Genomic DNA, 16,188 nt, shown 5'->3' on the forward strand with positions numbered 1-16,188 from the left:
GCCGCTTCACCGCCATACGCGCCAAGGCTTGCCTGGACGATAGTCACGGCCGGAGCTGTTCGAACTCGAATTGGACGATCTGTTCGAGGACGAGTTCGAAGATGAATTGGAACTCGAGTTCGAGGATGAGTTGGAGCTCGAGTTCGACGAGCTGTTCGACGACGAATTGGAGCTCGAATTGCTCGAGGAGTTCGAGCTCGAATTCGATGAACTGTTGCCGGCGACGATGATTTCACCGTCGGACCGGCCAGTCGTTTGCGCGTTTTGTCTGGACGCGTTCTCGACGTCAGGAAGAGTTAGCGGATACTCTCTTGCCTCGGCCGAAGGGCCCGCAAATGCCGCCAGGCTGGCGAGGAGTGCCGTACTCACTTTCCAGTACTTCTTCATGCCATTTACTCCTTTAGAAAAGCGGACCGATCAGTCGGTCCGGCGGAGTAACGGGCTACACCTCCCTCTATTCCATGATCGGCGTTCGCCACGCCCTTATTTTTGTTGGCGCAGGCCGTCGAGGACTTTCGCCTCTTCCTCTGGCTCGAGCGGCACCCCGGCGTCAATCGCCGCCAGATAGGCGTCGAGCGTTTCGGTGGATGATGCCGGCGCATAGCCGCCGCTATCGCCCTGGGCGACGACGGCAAAGGTCACACGCCATTCGGCGTCGGCGCGGCAGGCAACGGAAACCACCGTCGAGCGGTCGGGCGAGTCCACTTCGAACTCCCGGCACAGGGCCTGGTCATTGTCGCGGAACGTGGCGATCGCACGGAAGCGCTGGTTGGGACCCGGCAATTGCCTTTCTTCGCCTGAGACGACGGTCTCGAGCGCCTCTTCAAGCGCGGGACTGCTGAGAACCGTCGGAGGCAGGACGCCCTCGGCCACGGTTTGTTCGCCAAGACCGAGCCAGTATCCGCCGAAGCCGGCGATGACCGCCGCAAGAGAGGCGGCGACGGGCGCGAGCCAGCGGCTTGTGCGCCGATCGTTTGCGGGCCGGCGCGGGAAAGGCAGAACGCTGGCGCCGGATTCGTTCTGCGCAGAGGTCTTCTCCGCGACCATCCTTTCGACGGCGGCCGTTAGTTCGGCCGGCAGCGGCTCAGCGAGAAGCGGCTTCATGGCTGTCTTGGCCGCGTGGCGCGTTTCGATGAAGAGCGCCACCCGCGAAACAAGCGCGTCGTCCGTTTCCATTTCCCGCTCGATCTCAGCGGAGGTCTCGGCATCGAGCTCGCCGTCGGCGAAGCGCATCAGTATCTCGTCGGAGAAATCCGTCCTGGTCATTCGTTTACGCCCTTCATCACCCGAGAACGTGCAGTCGTCGTCGTTATTCCCGCGGCCTCGGCCAGAGCCTTGCGCGCCCGCGCCAACCGGCTCATGACAGTTCCGATCGGAATGTCGAGGACATTGGCAGCCTCGCGATAGGAAAGCTCCTCGACGCACACGAGAAGCAGCACCTCCCGCTGCTCGTCCGGCAAATCGCCGATCGCTTCAGCCACAGTCTTGAGGGTCAGTCGCGCTTCGGCCTCGCGCTCGCCGGATGCGCCGGCGAGATCGTGCCGTTCGGAGATATCGTCCTGGACGCCCGCGGTCTTCTGCCTGCGCACTTGATCGATCCACAGGTTGCGGAGAATGCGGAACATCCACGCGTCAAAGCGCGTGCCGGGCTCGAAGCGCTCGGCACTGGCAAGCGCCCGTTCACAAGCCGCCTGCACGAGATCGTCGGCGATATCTCGCGAACCGCAGAGCGAGATGGCGAAGCGGCGAAGATTGGGCAGGAACGCCGTGAGGCGTTCACCGACATCTTTCACCGCATTGCTCATGTCCCGAACTCCGCAATTTGGACTAGAAGAGGGAATAGATCGACGACTCAGCCGTTTCCATCCAATCTACAGGCACTCACCCGTGCCTCCAAGAAATGCGCTGCCCGCTTGGAGCACGACAAAGCCGACCGAGGTTCTCAGATGCTCTCCACGCTGAAACTCGCTCTGATTGCTCTCCTTGCTGCAATCGCACTTGTCGCCGGCGATGTCCTGGCTCCGCGTCATGCAATGGTGCTTCAAATTCTCGGGAGCAGCCAAGCTCTGGCCGACGACGACGATGACGGCGGCGGCGATGACGACCGCGGGGCTTCCGGGCGCTCCGGCTCTTACGGTGCGGGCGCTGGATGGAGCGATGGCAGGAGCCTGTTCCGATTCCGTGACCTCTTCCCTCGTCGGACCACTTCACGGCGCGCAAGGGCCTCCGTTCCACCTGCACCGACACAAGCCTCCGATGAGATCGTCGGGCTCGGTTTCAGCCCGGCTCAGCTCGAGCAGTTGACGGAGGCAGGCTTTCAAGTCCTGGAGCAAGGCACGATGGCGACATTCAACGCTGAAGCCGCCAAGCTTCGCATCCCCTCGGGCCTGACACTGGACGCCGCGAGAGAGCGGGCGCGAGGTCTCGCGCCCGAGGCCGTCGTCGACTTCAACCACTATTACCGACCGGAGCAACGGGCCGAAGCGGGATGCGCTGCTGGCGACTGCATGGCGCGCACCGTGATCGGCTGGCCCACGGCGCAGGACTGGCCCGGCGCTTGCACGGGCGGAGCCACGATCGGTCTGATCGACACGGCGATCAACCCTGAGCACGCTGCCTTCGAAGGCAGTAACATTGAAATCATCCGCCTTGCCGACGCCGAATTGCCAGAGTCCGGCAAGCAGCACGGGACGGCTGTCGCGGCCCTGCTCGTCGGCTCGGCGATGAGCCGCACGCCGGGTCTGATACCGGGCGGCAAGCTGATCGCCGTGGACGCATTTCACCGTGCCGGGCGGCAGGATGACCGCTCGGGTGCCTTTGACCTCGTGCGTGCTCTCGATCTGCTGGCCGGCCGCCAGGTACAGGTGATCAATCTGAGCCTTTCCGGCCCGCCCAATCTGCTGCTCGAACAGGCCGTGAAAAAGCTGGGGGCGCGCGGCCACATTATGGTTGCCGCTGCCGGCAACGGCGGGCCGAGAGCGGAGCCGGCCTATCCCGCAGCCTATGAGGAGGTCATCGCGGTTACCGCGACGGACAAGCGCAAGCGGCCTTACAGGCGCGCCGGTCGCGGTGAGCACATTGACTTCGCCGCTCCGGGCGTCGCGGTCTGGACCGCGGCGTCGATCCGCGGCGCACGTCCCAAAACGGGTACTTCCTTCGCCGCACCATTCGTCACCGCCGCGGTGGCGCTGATGAAGGCATCCGAACCGGGACTTGCGCCTGAGATGATCCGGGACAGGCTTACCGGAAATGTGGAAGATCTCGGCGATCCGGGAAAGGATCCGGTCTTCGGTTGGGGCCTGTTGGATGCACGGGGAATCTGCACGGCGGCACCATGAACATCTGGCGAGAAGGGTCCGGCGGAAAGCGGCAAGGCGCTGCTCGATCCAAAGCCAGAATAAGGATGAACCCATGCCCCGCATGATCTTCGTCAACCTACCCGTCGCCGACCTTGCTAAGTCTATGGCCTTTTACGAGGCGATCGGCGCGGCGAACCAGCCCAAGTTCACGGACGAGTCCACCGCCTGCATGGTGTTCTCCGACACAACCTTCATAATGCTGCTCACGCACGACAAGTTCGGTCAGTTCACGTCCAAGCGGATCGCGGATGCGCATTCGACGAGCGAAATGCTGCTCGTCATTTCGCAGGAGAGCCGCGAGGCGGTGGATGCGATCACCGACAAGGCGGTCGCCGCCGGCGCACGCGAGGCGCGCGAAAAGTCGCAGGATACGGCTCTCATGTACAGCCGCTGCTTCGAGGATCTCGACGGCCATATTTGGGAGCCGCTGTGGATGCATCCCGATGCGGCCGTCCAAGTGCCCGAAGCGTTCGCCAATGCAGGCACTTGACCGCATGCCTCGTCAAACTCTCTACCACGGCTCGCATTCGTTACCGCCATGGAACGGCACAGCGTTACCCGAGCCATCGGCTTGTCAGTCGCTAGTTCGGCGCGGTGGCTGCGGTTTCACCGGGCGGCAAGATCCGGAACAGAAAGGTTGAAACCTTCTCGCCCGGCTTGAAAGGTCCGGGAACGTGATTGGATACCGGTTTCAGGCTTTGAAGGAATACTGCGATTGACGTCACGTCTTCTTCCGTGAGCTGCGCGAATGCATGCCACGGCATGATTGGTGCCAGGACGCGACCGTCCGGCCGCTGCCCGGTCTGAAGCGCAGTCACAATCTCTTCCCGGGTCCAGCCGCCGATGCCGGTCTCCTTGTCAGGCGTAATGTTGCGGCCGACGAAAACACCCTGCCCGGGGATTTCAAAACCGACGTCCGATCCACCCAGAAATCGCGAGGTGTCCGGCTTTCCGAAGAAATACCCCGGTGTGTGGCAGTCGTTGCAGCCGCCGATCGTGACCAGGTATTCGCCGCGCGCAATCTGCGTGTCATCGGCAGCTGCCATGCTCGGCTGTAGCCACAATGCGGAGGAGGCTAAAAATGCATACCGAGCGCTCAATCGAAACATCTTACCCTCCGTGATACAGAAGCTCGCAATTTCAAACGAACTGAATATCACGACGAACTTGTTCTATATATTAGCTATTTTGAATTATCGAAGATTACGGGAGATGGCGCCTCGGGCCGGCGCGGTGTTCATGGAGTAGCCTCGCGGTGCATTCCACTCCGTTCCGGTCAAGACACGTATACACCCGTGGTTTACATCCGCCGCCAGCGCCCTAGATTCTCCAGCATTGATGCCGGCAGGTCCGGCTGTCGCGCGGCGCAAGGCCTATCAGGGCTGCGACCGCAAGCTCCTCATGCAAAAATCGAGAGCAAGACATGACCGAAGTCAAGAACGGCGACGTCGTTCGCATGCACTACACTGCCAAGCTGGCGGATGGCTCCGTCATTGATTCTTCCGAAGGTCGCCAGCCGCTTGAATTTAAAGTCGGAGCGGGCAAAGTCATTGCCGGCCTCGATCGCCAGATAGCCGGTATGGCAATCGGAGAAACCAACACGGTTACCATCCCTGCAGATGAGGCTTACGGCCCACGCGATGACACCAAGGTGCAGATAATCCCGCGTTCAGCGGTTCCCGAGGATGTCGAGGTCGGCACGAGACTTCAGCATACCGCCTCGGATGGGCGGCAGACGGCTGTTACCGTTACCAGGGTCGAAAACGAACAAGTGACAGTAGACACCAATCACCCGCTTGCCGGCCAGGATCTGGTTGTCGACGTCACCGTCGTGGAAATCCTTCGTCCGTAACGGGTTCGCGATCGGTGCGCCATGTCCACTGCAATCATTCTCGGGGGAACCGGTCAGATCGGCCTTGCCGTTGCCGAGCGTCTTGCCCGCGACGGTTGGAAGGTCCGGCTCGTCAGCCGGACCCCGCCACCAATCTTTGGTCCATGGCAGCACGTTGTCGCCGACCGCGAGGATCCTGCTGCACTCCGCAAAGCCCTTGCGGGCGGAGCGGAATTGCTACTCGACTGCGTCGCGTTCGACGTACGACATGCCGATCAGCTGCTGGAATTTCGGGATAGTGTCGGGCGCCTGGCTTTAATCTCCAGTGCCAGCGTTTACTGCGATGCGACGGGCCGGACGCTCGACGAGGCAAGCCAACTTGGCTTTCCCGCTTACCCACTGCCGATCCCCGAAGATCATCGTACGGTTGAGCCGGGGCCACAGACCTATTCGACGAGAAAGGTCGCGATCGAGCGTCGTCTTTTGGATGAGGCAATAATTCCGGTCACCGTCCTGCGACCCTGCGCGATCCACGGTCCTTACAGCAAGCACGCGAGGGAATGGTGGTTCGTAAAGCGTCTGCTCGACGGTCGCAAACGCATCCCCCTGGCTTATGGCGGTCGTAGCCGGTTTCAGACCACCTCGACGCAAGCGATCGCTGAGGCGCTGTGCTTCTCGCTGAACTCCAATGGGTCGCAGGTGCTGAACGTGGTAGACGCCGACGCGCCGACTGTCGCTGAAATCGGCCGCGCAATCATGAACGCGATGGAGCGGCAAGCCGATCTTCTGGGGCTTCCGGACGCGCCCTATCCCCCGACCTTCGGCGCGACGCCGTGGTCGGTCGAAAAACCGATATTCTGCGCCTCCTCAGTTCCAAATGCCGAAACCTATGCAGAGCGGGTCACGCACGCGGTGCGCTGGCTGATCGCGGCGACACCAGGCCGGGACTGGCGCGAGATACTTCGGCAGCTCGCCGCCTATCCTTGGCAACACTTTGACTATGATGTTGATGATCAAGCGCTCGCCATAGAGGGCGCGGAAGATCTCGCCATTTGAAAGGAGCCGGCCGATTTGCCGGGCATCCCATGCCACAGCCACTCATGATGGGAGCTGGCCTTGCGATTCCTGGCAATCTCATCCGGAACGCACTGGTCCTTCGAAGAGCCCCAGATCATCGCGGCTGAAGGTCACCAAGTGCCAGCGGACGAGAGCGCCCGCGACATCCAACGTCTCATAGCTCAGCCTGTCCGGACTGTCGATCCTGCGCATAGCCTCATGATCGATTACGCCGGACCTGATAACTTCAGCTGCTCGGTCGCGGTCGCCACCGAATGCATCCTCGACGAGCTCGTGCGTGAGTATAACGCCTTTACGGGGACGGCCACCGTCTTCGTCACGGGCCAAAATGATCATGGCGGCGCCGAGCTTATCGGTGGTTTCCTGGTCAGCCAGGATTTCGAACGATGACATGGGATTCCTCCGACGAGGTGTACATACCCCCAGCAACTTTCTCGGCGCATGGCAATTGCATGACCTAACCCACCCTTTGGCCGGTCTATTGACGCTGGGTCGGGTCTGGCCAGAGTGCCCGTATATCCTGGGGCAGACTTTCGCGGATCTTGCGGACTTCGCCGGGATCAAGGTGGTGCGACAGCACGTGAAATACCGTTTGCACCGCCTCCTTGGCATCGACCGGGCGGGTGAACGCGAGTTCCTCTTTCACCCGGCCAAGGAACTCGTCCAGGGTCCGCGACTGTACCGGCTGTCTGGAGGGCTCGTATTGATCGTAATAGGTCCCCCGCACGAGCAGCGGCAGTTGCGCGGAAAGATGAGCCGACAGGTCGGCGGACAAGCGATCGCGCAGGGTGTGAAGAACAGCGCTCAGAATATGCCATGCGCGCTGACGATCCGGCCCCTGGTGTTCCATGATTTCATCGAGCCAGATATTCGTGGTCTGGAGCGTCTTGTCGAAGACGGCGATACCGGAAGCACTCATGATGCTCTCCCGTTGTTGATGATCGATGCCGGTCGAACCAGATGGATGGGCAGATGTTCCAGCGCAGCTTGCTTCTCCATGCAACTGGGCAACGTCACCTCGATGAATAAGCGTCGCCGCTTTCTACAAGCAGCGCCCAATCCCGCCCTAAAGCACCTCGGAGAGCACAAAGACCGTGAGAAATCCGGCGGCGATCGAGATCGCCGCGGATTCCTGGTACTGGTGTTCCTCGGCTTCTGGAATAAGATCCGTCACAGCGAGATAAAACATGCCTCCACCGCCAGTGGCGAGCAGGAAGCCGAGTATGACCTCAGACAAATTCCGGAAAAGAAACCACCCCAGCATTGCGGAACCAAATAGGGAAATCCCGATCAGGCCGGTCCACTTGAAGATGGGCCAGGCATAGCGTTCCTGGTTTTCCTCACGCTGGAGGGCGCCGATGCTGAGCGCCTCCGCGATATTGTCTATTCCGACCGCCAAGCCGGCAATGACTGCCACCGTCGGATCGATCGCAGAGCCAACGCCGATGGTCAGCCCTTCGATGAGCTCCTCAACGCTCGTGGCTCCGGCAAGCACGGTCACCTGGCTGCCGCGCGGCGCCCGGCGCTTGTGATATCCCTCCACCCAGCGTCTCTGCGAGGATTTCGGGCCTGCCAATGCGCCACGATTGATATAGAAATCAAGGCCATAAACTAGGCCGAAACCGAGGGCGAAGCCGCCGGAAGCAATCAAGAGTGATGACTGCTCTAAGGCCTTTGGCATCATCTCGAACGCGAAGGTGCCCATCAAAACGCCACCCGCATAGCCTACGAAAATGGAGAGCAGCAGTGTCGTCGGATTGAGCAGGATGGCTATGAGGCCGCCGAGCGGAGATGCCACGGCGGCGCAGATAGCGACCGCGAGAACAACCACCAGCTGGCCGTCCATGACTGTCAGTCCTTCCGTCGAAGAGCCTAATGTATCGCCAGGATGAACACGGTCCGAAAAGCTCCGGAGTAAGCGTTTTGGCAACCTTCTACTGCACCGCCTCCCTCGGCAGTACGGCCGGGGCGATCTCCATCTGAGATGGTCCAGGGGAAAGCGGATCGCCCGTTTGAGGCTTCTCCGGTTCCGTATCGTTGGATGGCCCCGCCTGTATAGATTGTTCCGTGGCGTCGGCGTCGGGGCTGGCGCCGCTCGTCGTCGCGTCACCACTTTGTCGATCCGTGTCGATCGGCCTCGGCGTCACAGATCCGTCTGCGGCCGCAACCCGCCAGACAGTGTTGCCGGCATCGTCGGCGACGAGGAGCGCACCGGTGCCATCGATAGCGACGCCGACCGGTCGGCCACGCGCCTCATCACCCTCGATGAAGCCCGTCACGACATCCTGAGCCTTTCCCGCCGGACGACCATTCTCGAACGGAACATAGACAACCTTGTAGCCATTGAAGGCGCTGCGATTCCAGCTGCCGTGCTCCCCGATGAAGGCGCCATTGGCAAAAGGCTCCGGCAAAGCGGAGCCGTTGGAGAACACCAGCCCCAGCGCTGCGACGTGACTGGAAAGGGCGTAGTCGGGTGCGATCGCCTTCTCGACCATGTTCGGGCGCGGCGGGTGGACCCGTTCATCTACGTGATCGCCGAAGTAGCTCCAGGGCCAGCCGTAGAAGCCGCCTTCCTGCACCGACGTCATATAGTCCGGCACGAGGTTTGGTCCGAGCTCGTCTCGCTCGTTGACCACGGTCCAGAGAACGCCGGTCTGGGGGTGGAAAATCAGACCGTTTGGGTTGCGCAACCCCGATGCAAAAACGCGGGCAGCGCCCGTTTCCCGATCCACTTGCCAGATGGCCGCACGGCCCTTTTCGGATTCCAATCCGTGTTCCGCTACATTGGAGTTGGAGCCGACCGAGGCGTAAAGGTAGCGCCCGTCCGGGCTGAGTGCCAAATCCTTGGTCCAATGGTGGTTGATAGGCCCGCCGGGAAGCGGGGTCAGCACGCGTGGCGTCCCGCTGATCGCCGTCTGGCCGAGTTCATAGGGGTAGGCGAGGATCGCATCGGCCGCCGCCACGTAAAGCGTTCCGCCATGCCACGCGAGGCCGAAGGGAGAATTGAGGCCAGTCAAAAGATTGTTGCGTTCGTCGACCTGACCGTCGCGGTTGGTGTCCCGCAGCAGCGTAATCAGATTGCTTTCCCCTTTGGGGCCGCCGCCGCCTCGCGCCATCGACATGATCCAGCCGCGGATCAAGTCCTTGGGCCGGGTGGTGGGCTTGCCGGGCGGTTCACGCGATTGGACGACAAGCACGTCGCCATTTGGCAGGGTGTGGAGCGTGCGGGGGTTGACAAGCTTCGTCGCATAAGCGGAGACGGAAAGGCCCTCCGGCACCTTGGGCGCCTCCCCTTCTCGCCACCCGACGACCTCGGCGATTCTCATATCGGGAAAAAGCTCCGAGGTGGGTTCCGGCAAGACCGGATCGGGGCCGATCTGCTGGGAGACGTCGAAATCGGCGCCGTCGTCGCCGCAGCCTGCAAGCGCGAAAGTAACAACCGAGCCAACGGCAAGTGCGAGTACGCGGGGGGAAGCAGGCCTACCCATATTTGCTCACCCCGGTGTGAGCTCGATAGAGCAGAGCGCGATCGAGTACGGCAGCGACGACTATCACAAACACGGTCACAGCCGAGAGAATCAGGCCGTAAGGAACGACGGCGGTCCAGCCATCGGCCGCGTGGACAAGATTGTTGACGAAAGCAATCACAAGAATGACCAAGTAACAGATTGCATGAGGCAATACCTCACGAGGTGCGCGTGTATCCCGGCGAACCACGAATTCGACCGCGCCGGCCAAGGCCGCGATGGCCCCCAAAGCCACTCCGGCAAAGAGCAGCCAGGCCGAAAAATTCTGCCACATCACATGCGCCGTTTGCCAAAAGGCGATGTCGGTCACAAGCGCCAGGGTGAAACAAGCGATCGGAAACGCTGCGAACAGCGAATGGATCGAATAGCGCGGGATCGTGGCTGTCGATGGGGAGTGTCCCAGGCTCATCGGCGCCTCCTGTCTGGGGTCGCGATCTGAAACAGCGGCACGCGCGTTTTGTTCCTGCGCCGAATGTGTCGAAATCCAAGATGGGCCCAAAGCACTGGCCGGGCCGGAACCATGGCGTTCCGTAGCAGTTTCCCAATTCTGCGCAGCAGATCGGTGCCGTGGTCCGAGCACGGCATGGACTACCTGGACCCGGTGTAGCGCGGACCGAGTTCGTCAGCTGGATTGTCAAAGCGCGGCATTGCTCGGCCGCTTCGGAGCAGAAGGGAAGGACCGATGGGGCTGCTGGCAATCCACATGACGATGCACATCTTGCTGATGAACCTCCTCGCGCCGTTGGCAGCAATCGCAACCTTGCGTTATGGCCGCGAACGGCGGCAAACGACGCCAGGAGCGCTCGGACTGGCAACACTTGCGCAACTCGCCGCTCTGTGGGGCTGGCACGCTCCGCCCCTCCTCGACCGTGCCCACGAATCTCCTGCAATCCACATACTGATGTATGCCAGCCTCTTTCTCACCGCCTTCCTGTTCTGGCGGCTGGTGTTTCGCTCCAATGGCGAGGCTCGCTGGAGACCAATCGTTGCCCTCCTTATCACCAGCAAGTTCTACTGTTTGCTGGCGGTGCTTTTCGTTTTCGCGCCTCGCGTGCTCTATCCGAACGTCGCCGGCGCCCACTCGGGTCACAGTGCTGAGGCCCTGAGCGCAACACTGGCCGACCAACAGCTCGCGGGCCTCCTCATGTTGGCCGTCTGTCCGGCAACCTACGTCATTGCTGGGATCGCGATCGGCGCGCGTTGGTTGTTCGCAATGGAAACAGGTGAAGCCCATCAGAGGCCGAAAACAGGTGGAGAGGCGTGGACCTGAAGAACCTGGACTGGATAACGATTGCGAAGGTCGCCGGCCTGGTCGCCGGCGGCATGATGGTCGCCGGCGCCGCGTTCACATGGTCAGGTATCTACAATGTTGCGGCCTCCAAGGACCACCTGGGAATTACGACCTGGATTTTCGAAGTGGTCCGCGAGCGTTCGATCGCCGTCCGGAGTTTGTCAATCGAGGTCCCGCCACTCGGGAACGAGGGGATGATCCGGCTTGGTGCTTCCCACTACGAAGGGGGCTGCGTGCCTTGTCATGGCCGTCCCGACGAAAAGACAAACCCGATCGTCACCGGCATGCTGCCCCCGCCGCCCAACCTCGAGGACGTCAGCAAACGGCGTCCACCGGAGGAGATCTTCTGGATCGTCAAGCATGGCATCAAATACACCGGCATGCCTGCATGGCCGAACCCGCAACGTGACGACGAAATCTGGGCAATGACGGCGTTCCTGGCGAACATGCCCTCCTCACCAAGCGGTTATTCGGACCTTGCGAGGCTCACACGCGACCCCGTCGACAATGGCGAGGGACTGGCAAACGGCCGCGCCTTTACCCGCTGCGGACGCTGTCATGAAAACGAAGGCATCGGCACGAATGGCGACCATATCCCGCGGCTGGCGGGACTGTCCGAGGACTATCTGCTTCGCAGCCTCCAGGAATATGCGCGGCGAACCCGGGCAAGTGGCGCAATGGAGCCCGTCGCCGATCTGTTGGACGACAGCGGAATGCGGGGGCTGGCGGCTTACTATGCGGAGCTTCGGCCGGCAGTGAAAAAGTCGTCCGCCGCGCACGACCCGGAGCAAATACGGCGCGGCAAAGCGATTGCAAACAGCGGCATTCCGCAACAGCAGGTGCCGGCCTGCATGAGCTGCCATTCGGGCCGCCAGTCACCCCAGTTTCCTCTCCTCGCGGGTCAGCATGCCGCCTATATCGCCGGGCAACTGCGCCTGTGGCAGAAAGGAGGACGTGGCCAGACCGCCTATGGAAGGATCATGGCGGCGGTCGCACGGGCGCTCGACGAGCGACAGATCGAAGACGTCGCGGCCTATCTGGCGTCGCTGCCTTCCGGATATGCACAGACCGCTCCTCTAGCAGAGGTGGGCCGATGAGGTCTGCCGTATCGATCGCGCCGCTCACGCTTCTCCTCTTGCAAGGCTGCACCGGCGTGCAGTCCGTCTTCGATCCCTCCGGTACCGAGGCCGAGCGCATCAACACCCTCGCCTGGACGCTCATTCTATTGTCTACCGCAGTTCTCGCTGTCGTCTGTCTTATCGCGGCTGGAGCGCTCTGGGGCGGCGAGCGCCGGCGGGCGCGCATTTCCCGCGAGAGACTGGTGATCGGAGGCGGCCTCGTTTTTCCGACCCTAACCCTCAGCATCCTGCTCAGCTATGGCTTCTACCTCATGGGATCCGGCTTACCTGCCGCGCGGAGCGACGGCAGATTGCGCATTGAGGTCGTAGGCGAACGCTGGTGGTGGCGGGTCACCTATGTCGACGACAGCGGTCGACGTGCAGAGAGCGCCAACGAGATCCGGCTGCCTGTCGGGCGGCCGGTAGAGGTTGAGCTGACATCGACCAACGTCATTCATAGCTTCTGGGTTCCCCGACTGGCCGGCAAGCTCGACATGATTCCCGGCCGCACGAACATCTTGACGCTTCGAGCGACAAAGGCCGGGATCAGCCGTGGCCAGTGTGCCGAATATTGCGGCGGCGCGCATGCTTTCATGTCCTTCTATGTCATAGCAATGCCGCCAGATCAGTTTGACGCCTGGCTTGTTGAGGAGGCAGACGATGCCCGTATTCCCACCGGCGCTAATCCGGCGGCAGGGCAAGCGCTTTTCCTCTCCGCCGGGTGCGGCGCATGTCACGCGGTCCGCGGGACAGAGGCACGGGGCACGATCGGCCCGGATTTGACGCATGTCGGCAGCCGCCGCTCGCTTGCCGCCGCAACACTCGAGAACGATGCGGACGCCTTCGCCCGCTGGATCCGCGACAGCCAGCACGTGAAGCCGGAGAATCTGATGCCGTCTTACGGCATCTTCACCGAAAGCGAACGGTCGCAGCTTGCCTCCTATCTGGACCAGTTGAGGTGACGACGATGCTCGATTTCCTTCGCCCTGAACGAAGCCTCGCCCTCCTGGTCGCCCACTCTCGCGACGCTAACGGTGGTAGCGGTTGATGAAACTGCCCAATCCCGATCCCCGGCCGAAAGGAGAAGTTCGCGATCTCGAGCGTATTTGGGCAAGCCCGCGCGGCTGGCGGCTCGTGACGGCTGTCAATAACACCACCGTCGGCCTTCTTTATCTCGGTGTGGCGTTCCTCTTCTTCCTGTTGGCGGGTGTGCTGGCCATCCTCATGCGCACGCAACTGGCCGTCGGCGACAATCGGCTCATCAGTCAAGATCTCTACAATCAGATGTTTACCGTCCACGGCACGACGATGATGTTCCTGTTTGCCGTACCGGCTGTGGAGGCGCTCGGCGTCATGCTGCTGCCACAGATGCTCGCGGCTCGCGACCTGCCGTTTCCGCGTCTCAGTGCCTTCGCCATCTGGGCCTATGTCGTCGGCGGACTGGTCTTCTTCTCGACGATCTTCTACGACCTGGCGCCCAAAGGCGGCTGGTTCATGTATCCGCCGCTGACGCTGACGGAATATTCTCCGGGCGACAACGCTGACTTCTGGCTGCTTGGCATCGGCTTCATCGAGATCTCGGCCATTGCCGGGGCAATCGAAATCGTCGTCGGCGTGCTCAGAACCCGGCCACCGGGAATGTCGCTTGCCAAGATGCCGATCTTCGCCTGGACGATGCTGATTTTCGCCAGCATGATCATGTTCGCCTTTCCCGCGGTGATCCTGGCAACAATGATGCTGGAGCTTGAGCGGGCGTTCGCCTGGCCTTTCTTCACTGCAGCGCTCGGGGGCGATCCACTCCTTTGGCAGCATCTCTTCTGGTTCTTCGGGCATCCGGAAGTCTACATCATCTTCCTTCCGGCCGCCGGCCTCGTCTCGATGATCGTACCGACCATGGCGCGCACGCCGCTCGTCGGTTACCACCTGATCGTGGTGGCACTGATCGGCGTCGGCTTTTTCAGCTTCGGGCTGTGGGTGCACCATATGTTCGCGACTGGCATTCCGGCGCTGAGCCTCGCCTTCTTCTCCGCCGCCAGCATGACGGTCGCCATACCGTCGGGGATCCAGGTGTTCGCCTGGATCGCGACAATTGCCGCCGGTCGAGAGCGGTTTCGCATCACGACCGCGTCGCTCTTCATCCTCGGCTTCCTGTTCATCTTCACATTGGGTGGCTTGACGGGCGTGATGCTGGCCATGGTGCCGTTCGACTATCAGGTGCACGACACCTATTTCGTGGTCGCGCATTTCCATTACGTCCTGATCGGCGGGTTCGTATTCCCTCTTTTTGCCGCCTTCTACTACTGGACACCCTTGTTCAGCCGGCGAATGCTCTCCGAGCGGCTGGGCCGCTGGGTGTTCTGGCTGATGTTCATCGGCTTCAACATCGCCTTCCTGCCGATGCACTTGACCGGGCTCAAGGGCATGCCGCGGCGCGTGTGGACCTATCCGGCGGATATCGGCTGGGAGACGCTGAACATCGTTTCCACAATCGGCACCTACGTCCTGGCCGCCGGAGTCGTGCTTTTCTTGATCGATCTCGTCAGCAACTTCCGCCTCGGAAAAGGTGCCGTGGAAAATCCCTGGGAGGCGGGCACGCTTGAATGGTTGCCGAACGACGTCTATTCCACCCGCAGCATACCCCACGTCACCGGTCGCGAGCCCCTCTGGGACAGGCCGAGCCTGCCTGAGGAAGTGCGCGCCGGGCACCATTACCTGCCCAATGCCCCCACGGGCGGCCGGGAAACGATCGTGACGTCCCCGATCAATGCCCACCCGCAATATGTCATTCAGATGCCTGGACCAGGCTGGTCGCCATTTCTCGCCGCGGTCTTCACGGCAGCCTTCTTCCTGCTGCTGACGGTCAAGCTCGTGATGATCGCCATCCTCTGCGGGGTGATCGCCATCGCCTTCTGTCTCGTCTGGGCCTGGGGACTCGACCCCGGACCGTCCAAGGGCATGATAGAGGTGGCGAAGGGAATGAAGCTGCCGACCTACATGACCGGACCGTCCTCGCACTCCTGGTGGGCCATGGTCATCCTGATGTTCGTCGGGGGCTCTCTCTACTTTGCCTATGTTTTCTCCTATCTGTTCCTTTGGCTTGTCTCACCCGATGTCTGGGCAGGATCTCCGGCACTGCCGTTCGCCTCCTGGCCGTTGACCGCCGCCGCGCTCCTGATGATCGGGGGCGGCTCGTTGTGGCTTGCCAGCCGGACATTCGAAAGGATTGCCGTATCTCGCCTGGCAACCGCAGCGGTTCTGCTGTTGTCGCTCGGGTGCCTGATGAGCGCCCTGGGGCTTGAAGTGCTGGGGCATCTGCTGAGCGGTCTGCGGCCCGGCGGCAACGCCTATGGAGCAATGGTCTATCTCGGCGCTGTCCTCTTCGGTCAACTCGCCTTCGCCTTGCTGATCATGGGCCTGTTCACGATCGCCCGGCATCTCGCCGGCAAGCTGGACAAGGAGCGTCGGGTTACCTTCGACAACTACGTATTGTTGTATCAGTTCACCGTCACGCAGTCGCTGCTCGGACTGGCACTGATCCATGGTTTTCCGCGTCTTGTCGGGTAGGGTGAGATGGAACGTTCGACAAAAGACCCGCCCCTAGCCGTCGCGATACTGATCCTGCTGTTCGGCCCAATCCTATGGGCGGGTCATCTTTTCCTCGTCTATGCCTTCCAATCGGCGACATGCGCCATCTCCGGCGTCGCCGCGACAATCTCACGAGCCGCCGTCGCGGCGCCGGTGATCCTGCTGACGCTTGCTGTCGCGGCTTTCCTTGCTTTGGCGCTCTGGCGTTTCCGCTCCTTCGCATGGCTTCTGCCCGATGAGACGCATAACCTTCGCAACCAGCGCTTTTCCACCCAGGTTGGGCGTCTGCTCATCCTTCTGTCGCTGGTCGGGGTCGTATGGACGGGCGCCGCGGCGCTTTTTCTGGATCCATGCGGCCAAATCAGGTGACGGGTATCGGCTTCTGATTTGTGACCTGCAA

17 protein-coding genes are annotated in these 16,188 nt (G+C 61.7%); 9 read left to right on the forward strand and 8 right to left on the reverse strand.

Annotated features, from left to right (window positions below; all coding sequences use genetic code 11):
• Window positions 1-483 precede the first annotated feature (483 nt).
• Entirely contained in the window at window positions 484-1,266 is a 783-nt protein-coding gene (locus USDA257_RS25070; RefSeq protein WP_014765784.1) for an anti-sigma factor family protein, read from the reverse strand.
• Window positions 1,263-1,805: an RNA polymerase sigma factor gene (locus tag USDA257_RS25075; RefSeq protein ID WP_014765785.1), complete on the reverse strand. Its 543-nt coding sequence runs from the start codon at window positions 1,803-1,805 to the stop codon at window positions 1,263-1,265. Before USDA257_RS25075 ends, USDA257_RS25070 begins: the two co-directional genes overlap by 4 nt.
• 141 nt (window positions 1,806-1,946) lie before the next feature.
• Here USDA257_RS25075 and USDA257_RS25080 point away from each other — a divergent pair, with 141 nt between their 5' ends.
• Together USDA257_RS25080 and USDA257_RS25085 are read left to right on the forward strand one after the other, a co-directional pair.
• Window positions 1,947-3,338 carry a S8 family serine peptidase gene (locus USDA257_RS25080; protein ID WP_014765786.1) on the forward strand — a complete coding sequence of 464 codons (1,392 nt, stop codon included), beginning with the start codon at window positions 1,947-1,949 and terminating at the stop codon, window positions 3,336-3,338.
• A 73-nt stretch (window positions 3,339-3,411) separates the two neighbouring features.
• Window positions 3,412-3,849: a VOC family protein gene (locus USDA257_RS25085; protein WP_041414654.1), complete on the forward strand. Its 438-nt coding sequence runs from the start codon at window positions 3,412-3,414 to the stop codon at window positions 3,847-3,849.
• A gap of 91 nt (window positions 3,850-3,940) precedes the next feature.
• On the opposite strand, the gene USDA257_RS25090 is transcribed toward USDA257_RS25085, so the two are convergent.
• Complete coding sequence (locus tag USDA257_RS25090; protein ID WP_014765788.1) at window positions 3,941-4,468, reverse strand: cytochrome c; 528 nt, start codon at window positions 4,466-4,468, stop codon at window positions 3,941-3,943.
• Between the two features lie 314 nt (window positions 4,469-4,782).
• Here USDA257_RS25090 and USDA257_RS25095 point away from each other — a divergent pair, with 314 nt between their 5' ends.
• Window positions 4,783-5,211, forward strand: coding sequence for an FKBP-type peptidyl-prolyl cis-trans isomerase (locus USDA257_RS25095; protein WP_014765789.1), 429 nt, complete (start codon window positions 4,783-4,785; stop codon window positions 5,209-5,211).
• Between the two features lie 21 nt (window positions 5,212-5,232).
• Window positions 5,233-6,246 (forward strand): NAD-dependent epimerase/dehydratase family protein, encoded by a 1,014-nt coding sequence (locus tag USDA257_RS25100; protein WP_014765790.1) that lies wholly within the window; start codon window positions 5,233-5,235, stop codon window positions 6,244-6,246.
• A gap of 78 nt (window positions 6,247-6,324) precedes the next feature.
• Here USDA257_RS25100 and USDA257_RS38865 read toward each other — a convergent pair whose 3' ends face one another.
• The 5 genes from USDA257_RS38865 to USDA257_RS25125 form a co-directional block, all read right to left on the reverse strand.
• The gene (locus USDA257_RS38865; RefSeq protein WP_014765791.1) at window positions 6,325-6,660 is read right to left on the reverse strand and encodes a hypothetical protein; all 336 of its coding nucleotides are present in this window, start codon (window positions 6,658-6,660) and stop codon (window positions 6,325-6,327) included.
• Between the two features lie 85 nt (window positions 6,661-6,745).
• Entirely contained in the window at window positions 6,746-7,186 is a 441-nt protein-coding gene (locus tag USDA257_RS25110) for a DUF2267 domain-containing protein (protein ID WP_014765792.1), read from the reverse strand.
• A gap of 147 nt (window positions 7,187-7,333) precedes the next feature.
• A complete protein-coding gene (locus USDA257_RS25115; RefSeq protein WP_014765793.1) occupies window positions 7,334-8,113 on the reverse strand; it encodes a ZIP family metal transporter in 780 nt (259 codons plus the stop codon).
• A gap of 88 nt (window positions 8,114-8,201) precedes the next feature.
• A complete protein-coding gene (locus tag USDA257_RS25120; RefSeq protein WP_014765794.1) occupies window positions 8,202-9,755 on the reverse strand; it encodes a PQQ-dependent sugar dehydrogenase in 1,554 nt (517 codons plus the stop codon).
• A complete protein-coding gene (locus USDA257_RS25125) occupies window positions 9,748-10,203 on the reverse strand; it encodes a DUF2231 domain-containing protein (RefSeq protein WP_014765795.1) in 456 nt (151 codons plus the stop codon). Before USDA257_RS25125 ends, USDA257_RS25120 begins: the two co-directional genes overlap by 8 nt.
• Before the next feature lie 273 nt (window positions 10,204-10,476).
• Here USDA257_RS25125 and USDA257_RS25130 point away from each other — a divergent pair, with 273 nt between their 5' ends.
• The 5 genes from USDA257_RS25130 (at window position 10,477) to USDA257_RS25150 (ending at window position 16,157) form a co-directional block, all read left to right on the forward strand.
• Complete coding sequence (locus tag USDA257_RS25130) at window positions 10,477-11,064, forward strand: cytochrome c oxidase assembly protein (protein WP_014765796.1); 588 nt, start codon at window positions 10,477-10,479, stop codon at window positions 11,062-11,064.
• A complete protein-coding gene (locus USDA257_RS25135) occupies window positions 11,055-12,182 on the forward strand; it encodes a c-type cytochrome (RefSeq protein ID WP_014765797.1) in 1,128 nt (375 codons plus the stop codon). The genes USDA257_RS25130 and USDA257_RS25135 overlap by 10 nt, the downstream gene beginning before the upstream one ends.
• Window positions 12,179-13,165, forward strand: coding sequence for a cytochrome c oxidase subunit II (locus USDA257_RS25140; RefSeq protein ID WP_014765798.1), 987 nt, complete (start codon window positions 12,179-12,181; stop codon window positions 13,163-13,165). The genes USDA257_RS25135 and USDA257_RS25140 overlap by 4 nt, the downstream gene beginning before the upstream one ends.
• 85 nt (window positions 13,166-13,250) lie before the next feature.
• Window positions 13,251-15,767, forward strand: coding sequence for a cytochrome c oxidase subunit I (gene ctaD / locus USDA257_RS25145; RefSeq protein ID WP_014765799.1), 2,517 nt, complete (start codon window positions 13,251-13,253; stop codon window positions 15,765-15,767).
• Between the two features lie 6 nt (window positions 15,768-15,773).
• On the forward strand, window positions 15,774-16,157 hold the full coding sequence (locus USDA257_RS25150) for a hypothetical protein (protein ID WP_014765800.1): 384 nt from the start codon (window positions 15,774-15,776) through the stop codon (window positions 16,155-16,157).
• Window positions 16,158-16,188 lie beyond the last annotated feature (31 nt).

The sequence above is a fragment of the Sinorhizobium fredii USDA 257 genome (assembly GCF_000265205.3).
In the GTDB taxonomy this organism is placed as follows: Bacteria; Pseudomonadota; Alphaproteobacteria; order Rhizobiales; family Rhizobiaceae; genus Sinorhizobium; species Sinorhizobium fredii_B.

Bases quoted from the DNA above. Each gene is read 5' to 3' on its own strand.
- USDA257_RS25130 (WP_014765796.1), top strand. From the start codon at position 10,477: ATGGGGCTGCTGGCAATCCACATGACGATGCACATCTTGCTGATGAAC.
- USDA257_RS25140 (WP_014765798.1), top strand. From the start codon at position 12,179: ATGAGGTCTGCCGTATCGATCGCGCCGCTCACGCTTCTCCTCTTGCAA.
- USDA257_RS25115 (WP_014765793.1), bottom strand. From the start codon at position 8,113: ATGGACGGCCAGCTGGTGGTTGTTCTCGCGGTCGCTATCTGCGCCGCC.
- USDA257_RS25075 (WP_014765785.1), bottom strand. From the start codon at position 1,805: ATGAGCAATGCGGTGAAAGATGTCGGTGAACGCCTCACGGCGTTCCTG.
- USDA257_RS25085 (WP_041414654.1), top strand. From the start codon at position 3,412: ATGCCCCGCATGATCTTCGTCAACCTACCCGTCGCCGACCTTGCTAAG.
- USDA257_RS25120 (WP_014765794.1), bottom strand. From the start codon at position 9,755: ATGGGTAGGCCTGCTTCCCCCCGCGTACTCGCACTTGCCGTTGGCTCG.
- USDA257_RS25080 (WP_014765786.1), top strand. From the start codon at position 1,947: ATGCTCTCCACGCTGAAACTCGCTCTGATTGCTCTCCTTGCTGCAATC.
- ctaD (WP_014765799.1), top strand. From the start codon at position 13,251: ATGAAACTGCCCAATCCCGATCCCCGGCCGAAAGGAGAAGTTCGCGAT.
- USDA257_RS25070 (WP_014765784.1), bottom strand. From the start codon at position 1,266: ATGACCAGGACGGATTTCTCCGACGAGATACTGATGCGCTTCGCCGAC.
- USDA257_RS25090 (WP_014765788.1), bottom strand. From the start codon at position 4,468: ATGTTTCGATTGAGCGCTCGGTATGCATTTTTAGCCTCCTCCGCATTG.
- USDA257_RS38865 (WP_014765791.1), bottom strand. From the start codon at position 6,660: ATGTCATCGTTCGAAATCCTGGCTGACCAGGAAACCACCGATAAGCTC.
- USDA257_RS25150 (WP_014765800.1), top strand. From the start codon at position 15,774: ATGGAACGTTCGACAAAAGACCCGCCCCTAGCCGTCGCGATACTGATC.
- USDA257_RS25110 (WP_014765792.1), bottom strand. From the start codon at position 7,186: ATGAGTGCTTCCGGTATCGCCGTCTTCGACAAGACGCTCCAGACCACG.
- USDA257_RS25125 (WP_014765795.1), bottom strand. From the start codon at position 10,203: ATGAGCCTGGGACACTCCCCATCGACAGCCACGATCCCGCGCTATTCG.
- USDA257_RS25095 (WP_014765789.1), top strand. From the start codon at position 4,783: ATGACCGAAGTCAAGAACGGCGACGTCGTTCGCATGCACTACACTGCC.
- USDA257_RS25100 (WP_014765790.1), top strand. From the start codon at position 5,233: ATGTCCACTGCAATCATTCTCGGGGGAACCGGTCAGATCGGCCTTGCC.